Origin of the sequence: Niveibacterium sp. 24ML, assembly GCF_026586805.1 — a bacterium.
Taxonomy (GTDB): Bacteria; Pseudomonadota; Gammaproteobacteria; order Burkholderiales; family Rhodocyclaceae; genus Niveibacterium.
On record NZ_JAPFHA010000002.1, the window covers coordinates 16,314 to 35,201 of the forward strand.

Sequence of the window (18,888 nt, forward strand, 5' to 3'; positions counted from 1 at the left end):
CGCGATCAGCGGCCGGTGCTGTTGGCCGGCTTGGCCGCAGGCGCTGTTTTCTTTGGCTGGATCGTCACTTTGACGCGCGACTCGCCGTTAGGCTCGACGGTGGCATTGGGCCCATTGGTGACGAGGTAGGTTTCGTTGTAGCCGTCGTAGTTGATGTACTGGCCGTCGACCTCGTCCTTGCCGCTTCTGACTTTGGCGCGATTGAAGAGCTGTACGAGGTCAGTCTTCGCGTCGTACTCGATCCGCTCGGCCTCGCCGTCCACCCATTCATCCTTGAGTTCGCGCTTTTGGCGGAAGCGCGCGAGGCCGCCCTGACCACCGGTCGCAACGCCTTTCTGAAAGCCTTCAATATCCTGAGTTACCACAACCTTGTCGGAGAGGATGCTCAGGGTGCCTTGGGTGAGTTTGACGCGGCCTTCGAAGATCTGGACCTTGTTCTTGTCGTCCACCGTGACGCGATCGGCCTCAACATTGACCGGTTTGTCGCGGTCGGCGCGCTCGGCCCGGGCGATGCCGCCGCAGAGGGTGAAGGCCAGGAGTGCCAGGCAGATTGCCTGACGTGACGGTGCTGCGAGTGTCATTGCCCGCTTCCTTGTCTGTTCCGGTAGATCGTGGCGCGTACCTGTCCGACCACCGCGGTGCCGTTGATCTGGTCAATTTCGAGCCCCACGCCGTCAAGCACCGAGGCGCCGCGTGTCATGCGCACCGGCTTGTCGGTCGTTGCTTTCTCTTCGTTCGGGCGAATCAGGATCTCGCTGGTTTCAAAAGTCATCTCGGGGGCGCCCTCGGCCGCGTCGCGCCGGCCACGGACGTCGCCGACCAGTTTCACCTGGTCGCCAGAGCCGGACACTTCGCCGGTCCGCGCGCTCAAGTGCAGGGTTTGCGGCTTGCCGAAGTGCGCAAGCTTGGCGTCTTCGACATGCGTCGTTTCGTCGTCCGGGTAGTGACGCGCGGTGGCGGCTTCCAGAATGTAGAGACGGCGCCCGGTCGCATCAAAGCGCTCCTGCACCGGTTTGCTGGCGATCATGTCCGGATCGTGGCGCAAGCGGCCGTCCGGGCGCGCCGCCTGGGAGCGCACATACTGTTCAAGCCAGAACGCCGTGCCTGCGAGCAGGGCGGCAAGCAGCACCGGGAACAGCGAAGTCCAGGCGCGCTTCATTCGTCGGCAAGATACCGCGCGTTGAAGGCGGCAAGCTGCCCCTGCGCTTCGAGGATGAAGTCGGTGACTTCGCGCACCGCGCCACGGCCGCCTGGGCGGCTGCTCACCATATCGACATGCTGGCGCACGAGCGGATGCCCATCGGCCGTGGTGGCGGCAAAGCCACAGGCGCGCAGGATTGGCAGGTCGACCACATCGTCACCCATGTAGCCGGCCTGGCTCGCATCGAGCTTGAGTTCGGCCAGCAAGCCGCGCAACACGGCGCGTTTGTCTTCAACGCCCTGGTAGAGGCGCGTGATCTGCAGGTTTTCGCAGCGCTGCTCAAGCGCCTTGGAGCGGCGACCAGTGATGATGGCCAGCTCGATGCCGGCTTGCTGCAGCATCCGCAGACCGTGGCCGTCGAGGGTGGAGAAGCCCTTCATTACATCGCCTTCGGCGGTGAACCAGATCGTGCCGTCGGTCAGGACGCCGTCGACATCGAAGGCCATCAGTTTCAGGCGCAGGGCGCGTTCGCGGGCTCGGGTCATCAGATTACCTTGGCATCCATCAAGTCATGGGTGTTGAGTGCGCCGACCAGCACGCCCGATTCATCGAGCACGAGGATCTGGTTGATGCGGGCGCGTTCCATCGTGGCGGCGGCTTCGGCGGCCAGTTGATCCGGGCCGATGCTGCGCGGCGAGCGATGCATGACGTCGGCCACGCTCAGACCGCGGAAGTCGGTTTGCGCGCCGAGCAGGCGGCGCAGGTCGCCGTCGGTGAAGATGCCGATCGCGTGCATGGCTTCGTCGACGATCGCCGTCATGCCCATGCCGCCGCGCGTGACTTCAAGCAGCGCTTCACCAAAGCTGGCCGATTCGCGCACATGCGGAATGCGATCACCGGTACGCATCACGTCGGACACGCGGGTCAGCAAGCGCCGCCCCAGTGCGCCGCCCGGATGCGAGCGCGCAAAGTCGTCGGGGCCGAAGCCGCGTGCGTCGAGCAGTGCCACCGCAAGGGCGTCACCCAGAGCCAGCGCCGCGGTCGTGCTGGCCGTCGGGGCGAGGTTCAGCGGGCAGGCTTCGCGTTCAATCGTTGCGTCGAGGTGCACGTCGGCGAGTTTTGCGAGGGCCGAAGCGGGATTCCCGGTGATTGCGATCAAGCGCGCGCCATGGCGCTTGATCAACGGTGCGATGGTCAGCACTTCCGCGGTGGTGCCCGAGTTCGACAAGGCAATCACGACATCACCGCCGGTGATCATGCCCAGGTCGCCGTGAGCGGCTTCTGCGGCGTGCACAAAGTAGGCGGGTGTGCCGGTTGAGGCGAAGGTCGCCGCAAGCTTGCGTCCGATGTGCCCGGACTTGCCGACGCCGGTCACGATGACGCGGCCCTGTGCCGCGAGGATCATTCGCGTGGCGGCCACGAAGCTGGCGTCGAGCTTGCGCGCAAGCGCGCTGACGGCGTCCGCTTCAATCGCGAGCACTTCGCGACCGAGGGCGAGCAATTGCTCGTCGGTTGCCCGGGAAACGGCTTGTGGCTTGGTTTCTTGCATGGTCACGCTGCGGTTACACTAGATTTTCATTATATCAGACGGGTTTTTGCGGCCTCAGGCCGCGCCAGGCGAAACGCGACGCTGATGCCATTGACGCATACCCTTGATTTTGTGCTGCTTTTGCTGGCCGCTTCGGTGGTCGGCGTGATGCTGTTCAACCGCTTTCGCCTGCCGGGCGAGCTGGCCTATCTGGCGGTGGGCGCCCTGATCGGCCGCGCGGGCCTGAACCTGATTCCCGATGAGGCGGGCGCGCGGGCGCTGGCGGAATTCGGCGTCGTGTTCCTGATGTTCACGATTGGCCTCGAGTTTTCGCTGCCTCACCTCTTGAGCATGAAGCGCCTGGTGTTCGGCTTGGGCGCTGCGCAGGTTGGCGCGACCATGTTGCTGGCGCTCGCGCTGGGTAGCCTGCTTGGGGTGCCGGCGGGGGCGGCGCTGGTGCTTGGCGGGGCCTTGTCGATGTCTTCGACCGCCTTGCTCTCCAAGCTCTTGATCGATCGGATGGAACTGGATGCGGCGCACGGCCGGATGGTCATGGGCGTGCTGCTGTTTCAGGATCTGGCGGTCGTGCCTTTGCTGGTGCTGATTCCCGCGCTGTCGCAGCCGCCCGAGGCCCAGTTGCAACTGCTGGCCTTGGCCGCGCTGAAGGCCGCCGTGCTGCTTTCGGCCGTGCTGTATTTCGGGCCGCGCCTGGTTGGGCGCTGGTTCCTGCTGGTTGCGCGGCGTCGCTCGTCCCAGCTCTTCATGCTCAATGTGCTGCTGGTGACACTCGGGCTGGCCTGGCTAACCGAGCGCTTTGGTTTGTCGCTCGCCCTGGGCGCCTTCATTGCCGGCATGTTGATCTCGGAAACCGAATACCGGTACCGGGTGGAAGAGGACATCAAGCCCTTCCGCGATGTGCTGCTCGGGCTCTTCCTCGTCACCGTGGGTACCTTCCTTGATGCGCGGGTGATTCTGGGCAATCTGCCGCTCGTGATCGGTCTCTTGCTTGTGATGCTGGCGGCAAAGTTTGCCGTGGTAGTCGGGGCGGCGCGGCTATTTGGTTCGACGCCCGGCAATGCGGTGAGGACCGGGCTTTGGCTGTGCGCGGGGGGCGAATTCGGCTTCGTGCTGCTCTCGCAAATGTCGGTGAACCGCTTGGGCAGCGAAGCCTTGATTCAGTCGGCGGTTGCGGCGGTGGTGCTGTCCTTGCTGACTGCGCCGTTTCTGGTTCAGGCCAGCAACCGTCTGGTGATGCGTTTCGTCAAATCCGAGTGGCTCCTGCGCTCGATGGAGCTGACGCGCGTGGCGGTGCAGTCGATGACGACCGAGCGGCACGTCATCATCTGCGGTTATGGCCGCACCGGCCAGCTGATCGCCCGCTTTGTCCAGCAGGAAGAGGTTGGGTATGTGGCACTCGACCTCGACCCGGATCGCGTGCGCGATGCCGGCGCCGCCGGCGAGACGGTGGTGTATGGCGATGCGGCTCGTCGCGAAACCTTGATTGCGGCGGGTGTATCGCGTGCCGCGGCGGTTGTGGTGTCCTACGCCGACGTTGGCTCTGCCTGCCGAGTGATGGATCTGGTGCGCGAACTGCGGCCGGATATTCCGGTGGTTGTGCGGGCCGGCGAAGAGGCGCAACTTGAAAAGCTCACCGCCGCCGGCGCGGCGGAAGTGGTGACCGATATCTTCGAGACGAGCATCACGCTCGCGAGCCATACCATGGCGCTTACCGGCGTGCCGCTCTCGCGCGTTATCCGGCGGGTGCGCGACATTCGCTCGCAGCGCTACGCGTTGATGCGAGGCTACTTCCATGGGCGCTCTGATGTGGCCGATGACCCGGATGCGACGCTCGAACGCTTGCACTCGGTTGCGCTGGCAGAAGGTGCCGGGAGCATCGGCCGTTCGATTGCCGAACTGGATTTGCCAGAGGCCGGCGCCAAGGTGTCAGCGGTGCGGCGCCGTGGCATCCGCGCGCTGAACCCTGAGCCGGATCTGGTGTTCGAGCCAGGGGATGTGGTGGTCTTGCTGGGAACGCCTGAGGCTCTGGCGCTTGCCGAAGCGCGTTTGTTGCAGGGGGCTTGAAATGGAAACGGGCCACTGACGTGGCCCGTTTCCGGTGTGTTGGGTGCTTAGAAGCCCATGCAGACGAGGAATCCCGCGCCCTCATCGATTGCCCCGGACTGAGCCGCGGAGGGGCCTGCCGTGGTGCTTTTGATCGCGCGCATCGCGCCTGTGTGAACCACGCCATCATCCAGCATCGCATCAAGCGGAACCACGTGGCGACCGCGAATATTGGTGCCACAAACAATCAGCGTGCCCGGCGTGTCGGTAATCGCGGCGCTTGTGCTCGCGCTGACCACACTGAATACGCCGGCATCCGCATGAGTCGGGTTCCCGGCCCCGGGATCGCCGGTGAGCAAATTCGCGCGGCGCAGATGGTCCCAAACGCAGGACGGTTCCGATTTCGTCCCGCCCGCGCCTGCGGCGTTGTCGGCAAACGAGCCGCTATCAATCAGGCCATTGCCCTGTGTTGTCTTCGTGGCGGGGTCGCACGTGCCTGCGCCCCAGCGCGCCACCGCGCCACGGTCATCGCCCGGCAGTGCCCGGTATTTGTCCTGATAGGTCAGCACGGCGACCGAGATCGAGCGCATGTCTTGTGCGATGTTCTTGACCTTGGCGCTTTCGATCAGCTCCTGGCCTTTGAGCACGCCGCCGAGCAGCAGGCCGATGATGACCAATACAATCGCGATTTCAACGAGCGTGAAGCCGGCTTGCCGTTTCATGATGAGTTTCCAGGTGACAACAGTTGATGCGAATTGCCATGCAGGAAGTGTGCCGATGCGCTTGGGGCTGCGCTCGTCATTGATTTCGAGCCATTTTGCACCGGCAGAGCGGCCGCAGAGGTCCGGGCTGTCTGAATCTGGACGGTTTGGCGACCGTTTTTCGACGAAGCGGGTGAGGCGGCATGTTTGAGTGGCGCGTCTGGCGCGACGCGGCCCGCATGCCGGGCTATGCCCTGGCGATCATGCTGGCATGTCTGCAGATGGCCATGGTGGCGGGCTTCGAAGGGATGATTGGCCGAATGCTGCTGACCGCACATCTGGGGGCCTTTCTGCTCTGGCAACCGGTTGTATCGAGCGAGCGCAGGATCGAGGCGGTGCCGCTGCTCCTGATGGCGCTGGGTTTGGCGGCCTTCCAGTGGTTGCTGGGCTGGATCAGTCTGGCGGTGTGGATCGGCATGCTTGCCGGTCTGGTGGTGGCACAGGCGGCAACCCGAAGCGCACGCCGAGATCGTCTGCCTGAACTGCTTGGGTTTGGCTATCTGGTGCTGGTCTTGTTCGCTTGGGTGGTGCCAAGCGGGGCGCCGACCGATCCGGATGTGCGCCGGCTGCTCGAGCGTGCTGCCTGCAATGCCGGCTATGTTGCGGTGGTATTGGTGGCGATTGCGGCCGTTGCAAAGCGGGTTCGGCGTGGTCCGGCTTTGCCGGATTTTGCCGCTGCGGCAAGCGCCGTGCTGTCCGTTGGTACCATCGTGCTGACGGCGCTCGCGTTCATGTTCCTCGGTGGTGAGCCCTACGAGCGTGCATTGCTCAAGTCGGTAGCGTCGGTGGCGGCTGTGCTGCTTCTGCTGGGCTGGTTGTGGAACCCGCGCGGCGGCTATGCCGGCATGGCCTTGTTGTTGTCGCGCCGGGCACTTGCAGGCGGTTTGCCGCTGGAGGAATGGCTGGCAGAGGTGGCTGAAGAGGCGCGTCGGGCCAGCTCGGCAGATGCGTTCCTTGCGGCCACCGGCCAGCGCATGCTTGATCTCCCGGATGTTGCCGGGGTGCAGTGGCGCGTGGCCGGCGGCGCGGCCGGACAGTGCGGAAAGACCGGGCGCCAGCAAACGCGGATCGCCCACGGGGATCTGGAGGTGGTTTTGCAGACCCGCGGCAGTGCCGATGCGGTCACGCTGTGGCGCTGGGACTTGATGGTCAAGATTCTGGCCGAATTCCATCGTGCCCGGCGGCAGGCGAGCGATCTGGCCGAGATTGGCTATCTGCGGGCAATTCATGAGACCGGCGCGCGGCTCACGCACGACGTGAAGAACTTGCTGCAGTCTTTCGAAGCCATTCTGTTCGCGGCCGAGGTGGGCTTCGGGCGTGACCCGGAAGGTACGCGTGCGCTGATCCAGCGGCAGCTGCCCGCTTTGGCGGCACGCCTGAAACTCACGCTTGAAAAACTGCGGCAGCCGGGCCTTGAAGAATGCGCGCAGGAGAGCCTGGCGGCATGGTGGGCGCAGCTGCGTGCGCGGCTCCATGGTGTGCGGTGCGAAGGTGAGGCGGGCCAAGGGCAGTTCGTCCCGGCCGGCTTGTTCGACCGTTTCGTCGACAACTGCATCCAGAACGTGCGCGACAAGGCCGGCGCGCGCGGGGTTCCGCAAGCGTGCGTGACGCTGTTCGAGCAACGCGGGCATCCCGCGGTGCGGGTGTCCGATGATGGCGCCGCGATTGCGCCCGAGCGCGCCGCGAGGCTCACGCGGGAAACGGTGAGTTCCGAGGCTGGGCTTGGTGTTGGCTTGTTGCAGGTGGCCCGCGAGGCGACCTTGATGGGGTGGCGGGTGCGTCTGGTGGAAAACCGCGATGGCGCGGTGAGCTTCCAGATCGAACGCGATCAGCCCGAGACTGACGCCACCTGAGCGCCATCCGTTTGCGGCGGATCGCGCTCCAGCTCGTGGCGTGAAGCGAGCCGGTGCACGACCACCGTGCCCTTGCCCTTGATCGGCACAATGTGCGGCGGATCGAAGTTGAAGCGGTTACGCAGCCGCGCGTAGGTGGCGGCATCGCACTGGATGGAGCCCGGTGCGCCTTCGCCGGTAATCCGGCTGGCAAGGTTCACCGTGTCGCCCCACAAGTCGTAAATGAACTTCTTCTTGCCCACCACGCCCGCAACTACCGGGCCGGTGCCGATGCCGATGCGCACCCGGATCGGATTCGCGCCACGGGCGCCGGCGCCGGCCAGCCAGTCACGCATGTCCAGCGCGAGCTGCGCCACCGCCTCGCACGGATCGCGCAGTTCGGTGTTGAGCCCGCCAGCCACCATGTAGGCATCGCCGATCGTCTTGATCTTCTCCAGCCCGTGCCGCTCGGCCATCTCATCAAACTGCGAAAACACGCGGTTGAGCATGCCGAATACCTGCTGCGGGGTCATGTCGGCGGCCAGCTCGGTGAAGTTGACGATGTCGGCAAACATCACCGTGACTTCGGCAAAGCCGTCGGCAATCGTGCAGTCGTCGTCCTTCAGGCGTTGTGCGACCGGATGCGGCAGGATGTTCAGCAGCAGCCGTTCCGATCGGCCCTGCTCAATCCGCAACTGGCGGTGAGCGTCTTCAAGTTCGCCGCGCGCCTTTTGCCGCTCCACGATGGCAAAGCGCATCAGCAGCCAGATGATTGCCGAGATGGTGGCGAAGTTCAGCGCGAAGAAGGCCATCGAGGCCTTGAGCGGTACTGGTGCGGGCGTGGTGACGATGAAGTCGGCCAGCAGGAAGTCGAACATGCCGGTCAGCAGCGTCAGGAACAGATAGGCAATCAGCCAGGGCACCGACTCGCGCGGCCCCGCGCACAGCAGCGCGCCCACCGGCGCCAGCAGGCCCCAGAGAATGACGCCCGATGCGGTGACGAAGTTGCCCATCGCCCATTGCGCAATGAATGGGAAGAACAGGAAGATCGCCAACTGACTGAAGCGGAACACAGCGAAGTTGCCGCTCAAGGCGTAAATCAGCAGGTTGGTGGCAACCAGCACCTGCAATACGAAAGGCAGCGTGGTCGAAAGCTTCGGGCCCAGGCCCCAGTAGATCAGCAGCCAGCCAATCGCGGCAATCGACACCAGACCACTGGCGAACACCAGCAGCGACTTCTGCAGGCGCAGCTCTTCACTGTCGCCCGGATTGATGCCCGCATTGCGCAGGCGCTGGAAAATGGATGCCGATGCATGCATGCGGCAAGTGTGTCGCCCCCGGCCGACGTGCGTCAAGCGAGTGTGACAAACGTCACGGCAGGCGGCCGGCTTCGATCAGTCGCCCAACCAGCACGAAGCGCGAGATCCAGATGACCTGATCGTCGAATACGCCATTTGCGCTGCCGGGGTCTTCTGCCAGATCACGAGCCACCACGATCTGGCCGGTGAGACTCCCGTTGGTTTGCTCATCCGCCCCGGTGCTGGAGTCGGGGGGGATCTGGCTGCCATCAGTATTCGTGCCAAAGCTGCCGTTGCTGCCGAACGACCACACTGCCGCGGCTACGGCGCCATCGCTTGCAAGCTGCGCCGGGCTTGCCCCACCTGCGGCGATCTGGATGCTGCCCGGGGTGTCCAGCCTAAGCAGATCGTCTTCCGCGAAGTCATTGGTCACAACGTACGCAAGGCGGCGTCCCCATCCATCAATCGCGGTGATGCCCAGGCTTTCCCAAGGGAGCAGCCCGCGTATGGCCGGGCAGCGACCGGCGACTCGTGCGAGTTCCTGGCCCTTGCCTGGCGCACCGCCTTGTGCCGGACACGGCAGTTTGCCATTGACGGCCGCGTAAGCGAGCAGCGCGCTGCGCGCTTCGTCGAGCGCGAGGCGGGTATCTGAGGTCTGGCGCTGGGTTGTCTGCACCCTAACGGCCATCAGCACACTGGTGCTGAGGATGGCAATCACCGCGAGCGCGATGGCAAGTTCAACCAGAGTAAAGCCACGCGCCTTGGCGTGTGCGGAGTTGGGCGCTTTTCTCATTGCGTGCGCTTGAGGCGAGGCGGGTTGGTGATGCTGAAATCGGTCTGCCAGCCGGCCAAAGCGAGCCGGGCGCTGTCTGACGCGACAGGGGTGTACTGGGTGAATTCCAGCCAACGGTTGAAACACAACCACTCGGCGGTGGGGTTACCGCCGGCATCGTAGTGCGTGCAGGCGCCCTTGATAGTGGTGGTACCGGTCAGCGGTGGCGAGAAGGCTGCAAGCGTCTGTGGATCGTGAAAATCCAGCGCCAGGCGGCCACTGCCATCGCTTGCAAGGTAGCTGCCAGCATCGTTGCCGGCTGCGAACAAGTAGCGCAAACCGCTGTTTGCCGCGGGCGTGCGTCCGGCCAGTTCAATCGCCACGCGGGCGCGCACCGGAACGAAGAGCGCGTCGGCAGTCAGCGGGAGGACGCGGTCGTTGAAACTGGGATCTGCTCGACTCGTTACGAAAGCCGGCCCGCCGGCGGCGTTGCTAATGCCGGCACGGCTTTCGAGAAACGCAGAGGATGGCCCATTGCTGCATGCGGGAGTTGCCGTCCGGCTTTGCCCTTGCAGTGCGGTGCCGGGCGCAACGATCACGGCAATGGCCGCTGCGCTGACACCGCTGGAGGCATCGAGGACGCTCAGTTCGCCCTGATAGCTGGGGTTGATGGCGGGTTGCGTGCCGTCGGGGCCCCGCGTGTAGGCCTGAAGTGTGTTGCGGGCCTTCGGCGAGATGGCATACCACAGGCACTCGCCGTTTCCGTCCGAGGGGCGCTCGACACCGAGGGTCTTCCACGGAAATCGGCCGACAGCATTCGATGCGCAGTTCAGATCGGCATCGCCATCATTGTCGAAATCCGGACAGGGCAGGCTGCCGGGCGACGTATCTTCCCAGGCGGCGTACTGGATGAGCGCATGGCGAGCGTTGCGCAGCGCCATGTCGGTTCGCAGGCTCGCGCGCAGATCGAAACCACCGAAGGTTTGCAGGGTGCGGTTGGCGACGAAGATGGTGACGGCGGTGAGCAGGATCAGCAGGATCGGTAGCGCAAAGCCGTCTTCGCTGGCGCGTTTCACGGGTAGCTGTCGTCGGCGACCATGCGGATGGAGCTGCCTACCGGCACTTCGACCGAACGACCGCCGCCGGTATTGATTCGCGCGCTGTGTTCGGTGAAGGACTGCACGGCACCGCGGTCGGTGCGTGCCTCGCCATTGACCCAGATCGTGCTGCGGCCGTCGCTTGTGCGCACGATGCCGTCCAGCCTGAGTTCTGTTTCGATTTTCGCCACACCGGGTTCGACGTTGCGTGCCCGCATGTTGTCGAGCCGTGCACGCTGTTCGGCCGTGTTGAACAGGCGCCCGAGCTGGCTGGCGGGGTCTGGCCGCGCTGGCACCTGGGCGAGCGCGGCGTTGCAGATCAGGAGCGGGAGAATCAGGATGGGTTTCATTTTGCGACCGGGCCGGGCGTGCCAAGCGTAATCCAGTCTAGCTCACAAACCACGCTAACGGGCGGGGCTTCCGCGCCGGCATCGGCCGCCTCGCGTTCGAGCGTGCATCGGCGCGGCAGCACGCTTGCGCTGCGCTGCTCGCGCAGCACGGCCAGCATTCGCAGCAGATCGCCTTCGTGCCAAAGACTCGCCCTCAGGGTCATGGTGCTTGCCTGAAGCGGCAACTCGTTGTTGGCATTCGGCAAGGGGCGCTGTGGCGCCAGTTCGAAGTCGAGCGCGGGCTCCTTGAGCTGCTGCCGCAGCCGTGTTGTTGCCTCGGCCCATTCGAGTCGCCGCTCGCTGCCAATCAGCCCGGACTGCCGCAGTTGTTCGAATCGACCCAGCGCACGGCGGATTTCTGGCTCGTCGCGCAGCGCTGCATTGAGTTTGCCGGTGACCTGGTCACGCACTGCGTTCGCTTCGCCGTGCTGCTGTTCTGCGATGCGCCTGCCCTTCTGCGCAATGCTGAAGGTGGCCGCACCCAGGCCCGCCATGGCCAGGGCAGCGACCAATGCGATGAGGTAGCGACGGGCCGAGGGCGTGTTGATCATTTGGCGCGCCGTTCTGGATAGCTCGCCTTGAGCACAAAGCGCGGGTCGGGGTCACGGCCGCCGACCGAGCTTCGCAGCGTGCGGTCAGAGGTGTATTCGAAGGGCAGGCGCACGACGCTGGCCTCAATGGCGCCTTCGCGCCGCAGGCTTTCGATGATCTCGTTGATCGCCAGGACCGCTTCGCGCTGGCTGAGCGGCGTATTGGCGGGGAGCGTTGCTTCCAGCGTGACGACATCGCGCACCGCAGCCGCCTTGGCAGGGCTGGCGGCGCTGGCGCGGTATGCCTCGTCGACCTGCTCGGCGGCCAAGCTCCATTCGATGCGCTTGACGGTGACGGCGGGGTGGCGATCGAGCGCGCGGCTGAGCCTTACCAGGGCGTCTGCCGGGCCGTCGGCGAGCGAATCGATGCGTTCAATGCCGCCGATCCCCGCTTGCAGCGCGTCGAGCGACACCGGCAGCTTGGGCATGGTGGAGAGCAGGCGCTCATAGCGCAATTCGTTGCTTTGCGCATCCAACAAGGTGTCTTCGATCGACTGACGCAGCATGCGCGTATCGAACACGGCCTTGCCTGCCAGCATCAGCCCGATGGCGAGCGCGACCAGCCCGCACGCCAGGGTGACGCGCTGCGCGATGGCCCAGCGCCAGGCCATGCGGTCGCGGGGCGGGGCGAACTGCGCGTTGCCGCCGTGTGTGGCTGCGGTGTGAAGCAGCAGCGGCAGGGCGTCGGAATCCTCTGGCGGCGTCGCCAGGCCGATGGTGGCGGCACGCTCACCGCTATCGAGCAAAAGGTAGTGAAGTGAATCCGAATCGACGCAGGCGCTGCGCACCGCCGCCAGATCGCTGCCGTGCACAATCACCGCCACGACGACCTGCGTGCCGCGCGCCAGCGCCCTTTGCGTGACCAGGTACTGGTAAGTCTTCTGGACTTCGAAGGGGATCGATGCGCCCCACGCGCTGGTGTGGGACTCGGCCGTCGTGGCGAGGCGCGAGAACCGAAGGCTGCCGTCTTCGAACAGGGTCTGCCGCAGACCGGCCGGCGTGCGGGTGACCACCAGCAGCCGGGCATTGGCGCGCACCTGGTGGCGCATTGCATGGCCCAGCAACAGCGCTGGCGACGTGATACTGGTGAGCACGACGTCGGCCGCGCGCAGGCGCTCCATCCAGGGTTCGAGCAGGGCGGGCCGCGTCAGGGCGGCGAACAGGATGCGTTCGTCGCGCCGGCCGCTACGCTCCCGCCCGAGCGAGACCGCGCTGGCGTAGGGTGAGCCATAGAAGAACTGGTTCTGCTTGCGTGCGATCAGCGCGCGGCGGTCAGCACCGACAACGTAGGGCGTGGTTTCGACCTGGAAGCCCTCTTCCACGCAGTCGGTGAGCAGGGTGAAGTAGCCGCCCTTGTTATCTTCAAGCCAGCCGGCAAACTCAGCGTATCCGGCGTCGTCCGGCCGGAAGCTGGGGCCGGGCGTGAGCGCGCGGGCCTGCCAGTACCAGCACGAGAGGCCGCTTGCGTCGAGGTAGAGCAGGTGGCGCAGCATCGCTTCAGACCTTCATCTTCGTGATGATGTCGTAGATCGGCCCGAGCACCGACATCATCACCCACAGCAGCAGCGCGCCCATCAGCAGCGTGAGCAGGGGTTCGAGCATGGCTTGCAGGCGCGCGATCGATTCACGCACGTCGCGCTCATAAAAGTAGCTGACGTTCTGCAGCGCCTTGTCCAGCGCACCGGTGTTCTCGCCAATGCGCAGCATGCGGGTGACCAGCGGCGGAAACAGGCCTACCTTGCCAAAAGCGGCGGTCACGTTCTGGCCTTCGGCGATGTGTTGTTCGACCATGACCAGCGCGCGTTGCACGAGCTTGTTGCCGGCCACATCCTGCGCGATGTGAACCGCATCGATGATGGCGATGCCGGAGCCGTACATCATCGAAAACAGCGAGGCAAAGCGCGCCAGCACGATCTTGCGATAGACCTCGCCGAACAAGGGCGCGGAAAGCTTGGCGCGGTCGATCCGCAGTTGAACCCCGGGGTGGTTGAGCGCGAGCAGGCGCAGGCCGATCACGATGCCGACCGCCACCAGTGCCAGCCACCAGCCGTGCTGGCTGACCAGATTCGACACCCAGATCAGGATGCGGGTGTGCAGCGGCAGGGCCTGCCCGGTGGAGAGGAACAGTTTTGCCAGTTCCGGCACCACATACACCATCGATACCGTGATGGCGCCCAGGATCACGCTGATCACGATGCTCGGGTAGATGACCAGACGGCGGGTGTAGCTGGAGAGTTCGTCTTCGCGCTTGAGCGATTCGTTCAAGGCGCCCAGCACTTCGGGCAGGTTGCCGGTGGCTTCACCTGCGCGAATGAGCGCGCAGAACACGGAATCGAAGGCGCTGGGGTGCTCTTGCATCGCCTGCGACATGCTGCGCCCGCCTTCGATGCTCTCGACCAGGCCGGCGACGATCTCGCGAAAACGCGGGTGTACGGTTGAGTCGCGCAGATCGCAGAGCGATTCAAGAATCGGCACACCGGCACGGGTGAGCTGTTCGAGGTGGAAGCAAAAGTGCATCAGCTCGCGCCGAGGGACCTTGCCGCGGCGCCATGCCATGCCGCTGCGGGTGGCCTCGCCGTTGATGAAGTCCAGATCCATCCGGCGCAGCCGCAGTTCCAGGTCCACCAGATTGATCGCCTCCATTTCGCCGCGGATCACGCGGCCGGTGCGGTTCATTGCGCGGTAGGCAAAAACGGCCATGGGCGGCGGGGCCTCAGCTCATGCGGTCGGTGAGGTCGACCACCCGTGCAAGTTCGGCAAGCGAGGTGGTGCCGTCCAGCACCCGCCGCACGCCGTCTTCGGCCAGCGTGCGGAAGCCTTTCGCGCGCGCGGCGTTGCGGATCTCGCGCAGGGTTGCGCGGCGCGCCACCAGCTCATCGAGGTCGCCATCCATGCGGATCACTTCCATGATCGCCGCGCGGCCCTTGAAGCCCTGGAATTCACAGCGGGTGCAGCCGCCGGGTTCGTGGATCGCGGCGGGCGCGCGCTCGGGCGCGATGCCCATCAGGCGCAGCTCGAAGGATTCGGGCGCGCGGGCGCGCTTGCAGTACGGGCACAGCTTGCGCACCAGGCGCTGGCCGACCACGCCGATGATGTGGCCCGACATGATGTCTGGCTGGATGCCGATGTCGAGCAGGCGCGGGATCACGCCGAGCGCTGAGTTGGTGTGCAGCGTCGAATACACCTGGTGGCCGGTCATCGCGGCGCGGAAGGCCATCTCGGCGGTTTCCGCATCGCGGATCTCGCCCACCAGGATCACGTCCGGGTCCTGCCGCATCATGGCGCGAACGCCGTTGGCAAAGTCCAGCTTGGAGGCTTCCGAAATCGAGGTCTGGCGGATCATCGCCATCGGGTACTCGACCGGGTCTTCCAGCGTCATGATGTTGATGCCTTCGTCGTTGATATGGCGAAGGATCGAGTACAGCGTGGTGGTCTTGCCGCTGCCGGTGGGGCCGGTGACCAGGATGATGCCCTCGGGGCGGGCGATCATCAGCTTGAGCATGTCCAGCTGTGCGTCGGCCAGGCCCAGGTCGTCCAGCGGCACGATGCCCTTCTGGCGATCGAGCACCCGCAGCACGATGTTCTCACCGTGGATCGTCGGCTGCGCCGAGACGCGGAAGTCCACCGCGCGGCCGCTGATGTTGATCGAGATACGGCCATCCTGCGGCGCGCGGGTCTCGGCGATGTTCAGGTTGGACATCACCTTCAGCCGCACCGCCATCGCCGCCCAGTACGAGCGGTGCAGCGCGCGGATCTGCCGCAGCATGCCGTCGATGCGGTAGCGGATGCGCAGGAAGTTCGCTTCCGGCTCGAAGTGGATGTCGGAGGATTCGCGTTTCACCGCATCGGCCAGCAGCGCATCGACCAGGCGCACCACCGGCTGGCTGTACTCGTCGCCCGAATACGAGAGGCTGCGGAAGTCGACTTCGCCGGTTTCGATTTCGTGCAGGATGCCGTCGATCGAAAGCTCGTAGCCGTAGTGCTGGTCGATCGCGCGCACGATCTCCGAGTCGCCGGCCAGCAGCGTCTCGATCGAAATGTCGTCCGGCAGCGCGCTGCGCAGTTTGTCGAGCGCGACGATGTCGTCGAGGTCGGAGACCGCAACCGTCAGCGAGCGCCCGTGCGCATCGAACGAGAGCGGCAGCATGCGGTGGCGCTTGGCCAGGTCTTGCGGCACCAGGCTCAGCGCGATCGGGTCGACAATCGCCCGCGACAGATCCACCGCCCGTTTGCCGAGCGTTTGCGAGAGCGCGTCGCGCAGCGTGCTCTCGGTGACGAAGCCCAGCTCGATCAGCAACTTGCCGAGCGCCTGATTGGTCCGCGCCTGTTCCATCAGCGCGATGCGCAGCTGGTCCTCGCCGAGCAGGCCCTGCGTGATCAGGAGCTGCCCGAGGGGCTGTCGATTCAGCGTCAGCGGATCGCTCATCGGCTTACTGGGGGGTGAGTGACTGGGCCCGCCGCAGTGCGGCGTCGCGGTTGAAGGCGGCGGGGCGGTTGTTGGCCGCCTGCAGCGCGCGTTCGTAGTACTGGCGCGCCAGCTTGGGCTGGTTGATCCGGTCGAGCGCCACCGCCAGGTTGAACAGGAAGTCCGGATTGTCCGGCTCCAGCGTCACCGCCTTGAAGTAGGCCTGCTGCGCATCGTGCCAGCGCCCGCCTGCGGCCTGCAGATTGCCCAGCGCGAAGTGGTTGCTGGCGACATCCGGCTGTTCGCCAGCCGCGAGCTTGAGCCGGCTTTCGGCCGCCAGCGGATCGGTTTCGCGCCCTAGGGCAAGCAGGCCAGCGCGTGCGACCGGGTCTTGCGGATTGTTCTTGAGGGCACGGCTGAACAATTGCTCGGCTTCGGCCGCGCGCCCCTGCCGCAGTGCCGTGGCGGCGAGGCCGTTGATGGCGTCGGACGCGCGCGGATCGCTGCGCAGGGCGTCTTCGTAAGCCGCCCGCGCCAGCGGCAGATCGCCGCGCTCGTAGGCCGCATAGGCCAGATCGATGGCGGTGGCGGCTGGCGAGCGCTGGGTGCCGGCGCCTGTGCGCAGTTTGATCGCCCCTTCCGCGTCCTGGTTATCCGCTTCGCTGATCGGCGTGCTGCGCCGCGTGGGGCGGCGCGGGGCCTCGATGCCGGGCACCGGGGCAGCGGCCTGCGGGGGCGGGGTGAGGCGGGTGCTGTTGTCCGCTTGGGCAGCCGGGCCGGCCGCGGTGGCGTCGTCGAGCGCGAGGGGGGCTGCGACCGCAGGCCGGTTGCCGATGTTGGGCATGGCCAGGCTGCGCGGTTGGGTTTGCATCCACACATAGCCAGCGCCCAAGCCGGCCGCGACGAGCCCGGCGCCCGCCACCCACCAGGTAGGCGATACGCGCTGCCGCGGTTTGCTGCCGAAGAGTTGGCGCGCATTGCGCCGCGCCGCTTCATCGGCGGCCGCGGTGGCGCTGGCCGAGGGCAGCGCATGGCGTGGCGGCGGCGATTCGATCTGGCTGCTGGCGGGTGTGGCGCGCGGTGGCGTTTGTGCCGGCGGGAGCGTTGCGCTGTCGAGATCGATCGGCGCCAGCGTCAGTGCTTCGGCCACTTCCGCCGCCGTGGTGGCTGCGCTGTTGCCTTGCTGGCGGTTGGCTTCGGCCTTGCGAAGCGCGTCGATCAACAAGCTCACTTCGCGCCTGCCGCCATGGGTATTTGCTCAAGGTTGAGCAGGCTCGGCCCGGCTTCGCCCTTGAAGTAGTCATCTTTGGGCAAGGCATCGCGGAAGTCGCGGTAATCGCCTTCCAGGCTGGCGCGGCGGACGATCGTTGGCCGCAACAGGATCACCAGTTCGGTCTTCTTGCGCGTGTCGTTGCGGTTCTGGAACAGCGCGCCGAGCAGTGGCACGCTGCTGGCCACCGGCACGGTGTCCTTGTTCAGATCGATCGCGTCTTCCATCAGCCCGCCCATGATCGCGATGTTGCCGTTCTCGACGCGGATCACCGAGTCCATTTCGCGCGAGCGGATGATCGGGATTTCGTTGGTGATGCCGACCAGCTTGAGGGCTGGATTCGGATCGGTCACCTTGCCGACGATGCGCGAGAGGCTGGGGCGCACGTTCAGGGTGACGGTGTCGTTGTCACCGATTTCGGGCGTCACGTTCATCACCAGCCCGATCGGCACCGTATGCACTTCGGTGGTGTAGGTGGTGACCGTCTGGTTCTGGTTCTGGTTGGTGTTTGACTGGATGGTGAAGTACACCGTGTTGTCGACAACCTTGAGCACCGCGGTCTGGTTGTTGAGCACCGAAACCTTGGGGCTGGATAGCACCTTCACCGTGCCAAAGGATTCGAGCAGCTTGACCGACCCGTTGAAACTGCCGCCCGCCGACAGGAAGCCCAGTTCGATCAGGCTGGATGGCGGCGCGGCAATCTTGCCGATGGCCTGCTGCACCACCTGGAAGCCGGTGCCGGAGAGGTTCAGCTTGCTCCACTCGATGCCCTGCTGGTAGTTCTGCGAAAGATCGACTTCGGCGATGGTGGCTTCGATCAGCACCTGACGACGTGCGCTTTCGAGCACGCGGTCGAGGAAGGACTGGACTTTCTCGTGCTGGCGGGCCGAGGCGCGCACGGTGATGACGCCCGCTTCCGGGTTGGCGATCACCGAGGCCGCTTCGCGAAACCGTACCGATGCGCGCCGCGGTGTCTCTTCTGCCGGCGCTGGCGTGGTTGCGCGGGCATTGCCGGGTGCGGCGGCGATGGCCGCAGCGGGCGCTTCGTCGGGTTCGACGTCGACCAGCTTGTCGGTTTCGCGCAGCAAGTCGCGCACGTTCTGCACCAGGGTCTCCCACAGGCGGTGGCGCGAGGTGTTGTCGACCTTCGAGCGTGAGCCGTTGTCGCTGCCGCCGCTCGAACGCGCGCCGATGCCGCCCTGGCCGCTGATGCCGGTGCCGCCGGTCGAGATTTCGGTGGCTGTGGACACGCTGCCGCTGGTGTCGCGGCTCATGTTGACGTAGTCGACCTTGTAATTGCGCAGGAAGGGCGCGTCCGGCATCACGATCAGGGTGTCGCCCTGGGTTTCCCAGCGCATGTCGACCTGGCGGGCGATGCGGTTGAGCAACTGCGGCAGGGTCTGGTCAAGTGCATTGAGCGTGACCGTGCCGGCGATGCCGGGGTGTACGTCGATATTGATACGGGCGTCGCGCGCCAGCGCGAAGAGCAGATCCTGGACCTTGACGTTGTGTACCACCACCGAGTGGGTTTCGGTGCGCGCGCCGGTCTTTGGGCGCGGGAGCGCGAAGCTCTGCGGGACGGGGTCTGGAATTGGCGCCTGGGCTGTTTGCGCGGTGGCAGTGGCTGGCCCGGCCGAAAGGTGTTTGCCGCCGTCGGGCACGACCGGGTTTTGGGCGCAACCCGTGAAAAGCAGTGCGGCCATCGAGGCAAGGGCAAAGTCTGCTCGTCGCGTCATGGGCAGGG

17 protein-coding genes are annotated in these 18,888 nt (G+C 65.6%); 2 read left to right on the top strand and 15 right to left on the bottom strand.

Going from position 1 to position 18,888, the window contains the following annotated elements; all coding sequences use genetic code 11:
* Nucleotides 1–5: 5 nt before the first annotated feature.
* The 4 genes from lptA to OPU71_RS01690 are packed head-to-tail and all read right to left on the bottom strand — an operon-like array spanning nt 6 to nt 2,690.
* Nucleotides 6–581 carry a lipopolysaccharide transport periplasmic protein LptA gene (lptA, locus tag OPU71_RS01675; protein WP_267724358.1) on the bottom strand — a complete coding sequence of 192 codons (576 nt, stop codon included), beginning with the start codon at nt 579–581 and terminating at the stop codon, nt 6–8.
* Nucleotides 578–1,159 carry an LPS export ABC transporter periplasmic protein LptC gene (gene lptC, locus OPU71_RS01680; protein WP_267724360.1) on the bottom strand — a complete coding sequence of 194 codons (582 nt, stop codon included), beginning with the start codon at nt 1,157–1,159 and terminating at the stop codon, nt 578–580. Before lptC ends, lptA begins: the two co-directional genes overlap by 4 nt.
* On the bottom strand, nt 1,156–1,686 hold the full coding sequence (locus OPU71_RS01685; protein WP_267724362.1) for a KdsC family phosphatase: 531 nt from the start codon (nt 1,684–1,686) through the stop codon (nt 1,156–1,158). The genes lptC and OPU71_RS01685 overlap by 4 nt, the downstream gene beginning before the upstream one ends.
* Nucleotides 1,686–2,690 (bottom strand): KpsF/GutQ family sugar-phosphate isomerase, encoded by a 1,005-nt coding sequence (locus tag OPU71_RS01690; protein ID WP_267724365.1) that lies wholly within the window; start codon nt 2,688–2,690, stop codon nt 1,686–1,688. The genes OPU71_RS01685 and OPU71_RS01690 overlap by 1 nt, the downstream gene beginning before the upstream one ends.
* A gap of 90 nt (nt 2,691–2,780) precedes the next feature.
* Here OPU71_RS01690 and OPU71_RS01695 point away from each other — a divergent pair, with 90 nt between their 5' ends.
* Nucleotides 2,781–4,751 carry a monovalent cation:proton antiporter family protein gene (locus OPU71_RS01695; protein WP_267724872.1) on the top strand — a complete coding sequence of 657 codons (1,971 nt, stop codon included), beginning with the start codon at nt 2,781–2,783 and terminating at the stop codon, nt 4,749–4,751.
* Between the two features lie 47 nt (nt 4,752–4,798).
* Here the strand turns inward: OPU71_RS01695 and OPU71_RS01700 are convergent, their stop codons facing one another.
* Nucleotides 4,799–5,452 (bottom strand): prepilin-type N-terminal cleavage/methylation domain-containing protein, encoded by a 654-nt coding sequence (locus OPU71_RS01700; RefSeq protein WP_267724367.1) that lies wholly within the window; start codon nt 5,450–5,452, stop codon nt 4,799–4,801.
* Nucleotides 5,453–5,634: 182 nt separating this feature from the next.
* On the opposite strand from OPU71_RS01700, the gene OPU71_RS01705 reads away from it, so the two are divergent.
* The gene (locus OPU71_RS01705; protein WP_267724369.1) at nt 5,635–7,344 is read left to right on the top strand and encodes a hypothetical protein; all 1,710 of its coding nucleotides are present in this window, start codon (nt 5,635–5,637) and stop codon (nt 7,342–7,344) included.
* Here the strand turns inward: OPU71_RS01705 and OPU71_RS01710 are convergent.
* The 10 genes from OPU71_RS01710 to mshL are packed head-to-tail and all read right to left on the bottom strand — an operon-like array spanning nt 7,320 to nt 18,880.
* Nucleotides 7,320–8,642, bottom strand: coding sequence for an adenylate/guanylate cyclase domain-containing protein (locus OPU71_RS01710; RefSeq protein WP_267724371.1), 1,323 nt, complete (start codon nt 8,640–8,642; stop codon nt 7,320–7,322). The genes OPU71_RS01705 and OPU71_RS01710 overlap by 25 nt on opposite strands.
* Before the next feature lie 52 nt (nt 8,643–8,694).
* Nucleotides 8,695–9,414, bottom strand: coding sequence for a type II secretion system protein (locus OPU71_RS01715; protein ID WP_267724373.1), 720 nt, complete (start codon nt 9,412–9,414; stop codon nt 8,695–8,697).
* Nucleotides 9,411–10,469: a hypothetical protein gene (locus OPU71_RS01720; protein WP_267724374.1), complete on the bottom strand. Its 1,059-nt coding sequence runs from the start codon at nt 10,467–10,469 to the stop codon at nt 9,411–9,413. The genes OPU71_RS01715 and OPU71_RS01720 overlap by 4 nt, the downstream gene beginning before the upstream one ends.
* The gene (locus OPU71_RS01725; RefSeq protein WP_267724377.1) at nt 10,466–10,840 is read right to left on the bottom strand and encodes a hypothetical protein; all 375 of its coding nucleotides are present in this window, start codon (nt 10,838–10,840) and stop codon (nt 10,466–10,468) included. Before OPU71_RS01725 ends, OPU71_RS01720 begins: the two co-directional genes overlap by 4 nt.
* Nucleotides 10,837–11,430, bottom strand: coding sequence for a hypothetical protein (locus tag OPU71_RS01730; RefSeq protein WP_267724380.1), 594 nt, complete (start codon nt 11,428–11,430; stop codon nt 10,837–10,839). The genes OPU71_RS01725 and OPU71_RS01730 overlap by 4 nt, the downstream gene beginning before the upstream one ends.
* Complete coding sequence (locus OPU71_RS01735) at nt 11,427–12,962, bottom strand: hypothetical protein (RefSeq protein WP_267724382.1); 1,536 nt, start codon at nt 12,960–12,962, stop codon at nt 11,427–11,429. The genes OPU71_RS01730 and OPU71_RS01735 overlap by 4 nt, the downstream gene beginning before the upstream one ends.
* Before the next feature lie 4 nt (nt 12,963–12,966).
* Nucleotides 12,967–14,169, bottom strand: coding sequence for a type II secretion system F family protein (locus OPU71_RS01740; RefSeq protein ID WP_267724384.1), 1,203 nt, complete (start codon nt 14,167–14,169; stop codon nt 12,967–12,969).
* 13 nt (nt 14,170–14,182) lie between these two features.
* Entirely contained in the window at nt 14,183–15,895 is a 1,713-nt protein-coding gene (locus tag OPU71_RS01745) for a GspE/PulE family protein (RefSeq protein ID WP_267724385.1), read from the bottom strand.
* A gap of 4 nt (nt 15,896–15,899) precedes the next feature.
* Nucleotides 15,900–17,105 (bottom strand): tetratricopeptide repeat protein, encoded by a 1,206-nt coding sequence (locus tag OPU71_RS01750; RefSeq protein WP_267724388.1) that lies wholly within the window; start codon nt 17,103–17,105, stop codon nt 15,900–15,902.
* A complete protein-coding gene (gene mshL / locus OPU71_RS01755) occupies nt 17,102–18,880 on the bottom strand; it encodes a pilus (MSHA type) biogenesis protein MshL (RefSeq protein ID WP_267724390.1) in 1,779 nt (592 codons plus the stop codon). The genes OPU71_RS01750 and mshL overlap by 4 nt, the downstream gene beginning before the upstream one ends.
* Nucleotides 18,881–18,888 lie beyond the last annotated feature (8 nt).

Coding starts and splice junctions, on each gene's coding strand:
- OPU71_RS01735 (WP_267724382.1), bottom strand. CDS start 12,962: ATGCTGCGCCACCTGCTCTACCTCGACGCAAGCGGCCTCTCGTGCTGG.
- OPU71_RS01685 (WP_267724362.1), bottom strand. CDS start 1,686: ATGACCCGAGCCCGCGAACGCGCCCTGCGCCTGAAACTGATGGCCTTC.
- OPU71_RS01715 (WP_267724373.1), bottom strand. CDS start 9,414: ATGAGAAAAGCGCCCAACTCCGCACACGCCAAGGCGCGTGGCTTTACT.
- mshL (WP_267724390.1), bottom strand. CDS start 18,880: ATGACGCGACGAGCAGACTTTGCCCTTGCCTCGATGGCCGCACTGCTT.
- OPU71_RS01730 (WP_267724380.1), bottom strand. CDS start 11,430: ATGATCAACACGCCCTCGGCCCGTCGCTACCTCATCGCATTGGTCGCT.
- lptC (WP_267724360.1), bottom strand. CDS start 1,159: ATGAAGCGCGCCTGGACTTCGCTGTTCCCGGTGCTGCTTGCCGCCCTG.
- OPU71_RS01745 (WP_267724385.1), bottom strand. CDS start 15,895: ATGAGCGATCCGCTGACGCTGAATCGACAGCCCCTCGGGCAGCTCCTG.
- OPU71_RS01705 (WP_267724369.1), top strand. CDS start 5,635: ATGTTTGAGTGGCGCGTCTGGCGCGACGCGGCCCGCATGCCGGGCTAT.
- OPU71_RS01710 (WP_267724371.1), bottom strand. CDS start 8,642: ATGCATGCATCGGCATCCATTTTCCAGCGCCTGCGCAATGCGGGCATC.
- OPU71_RS01740 (WP_267724384.1), bottom strand. CDS start 14,169: ATGGCCGTTTTTGCCTACCGCGCAATGAACCGCACCGGCCGCGTGATC.
- lptA (WP_267724358.1), bottom strand. CDS start 581: ATGACACTCGCAGCACCGTCACGTCAGGCAATCTGCCTGGCACTCCTG.
- OPU71_RS01725 (WP_267724377.1), bottom strand. CDS start 10,840: ATGAAACCCATCCTGATTCTCCCGCTCCTGATCTGCAACGCCGCGCTC.
- OPU71_RS01690 (WP_267724365.1), bottom strand. CDS start 2,690: ATGCAAGAAACCAAGCCACAAGCCGTTTCCCGGGCAACCGACGAGCAA.
- OPU71_RS01700 (WP_267724367.1), bottom strand. CDS start 5,452: ATGAAACGGCAAGCCGGCTTCACGCTCGTTGAAATCGCGATTGTATTG.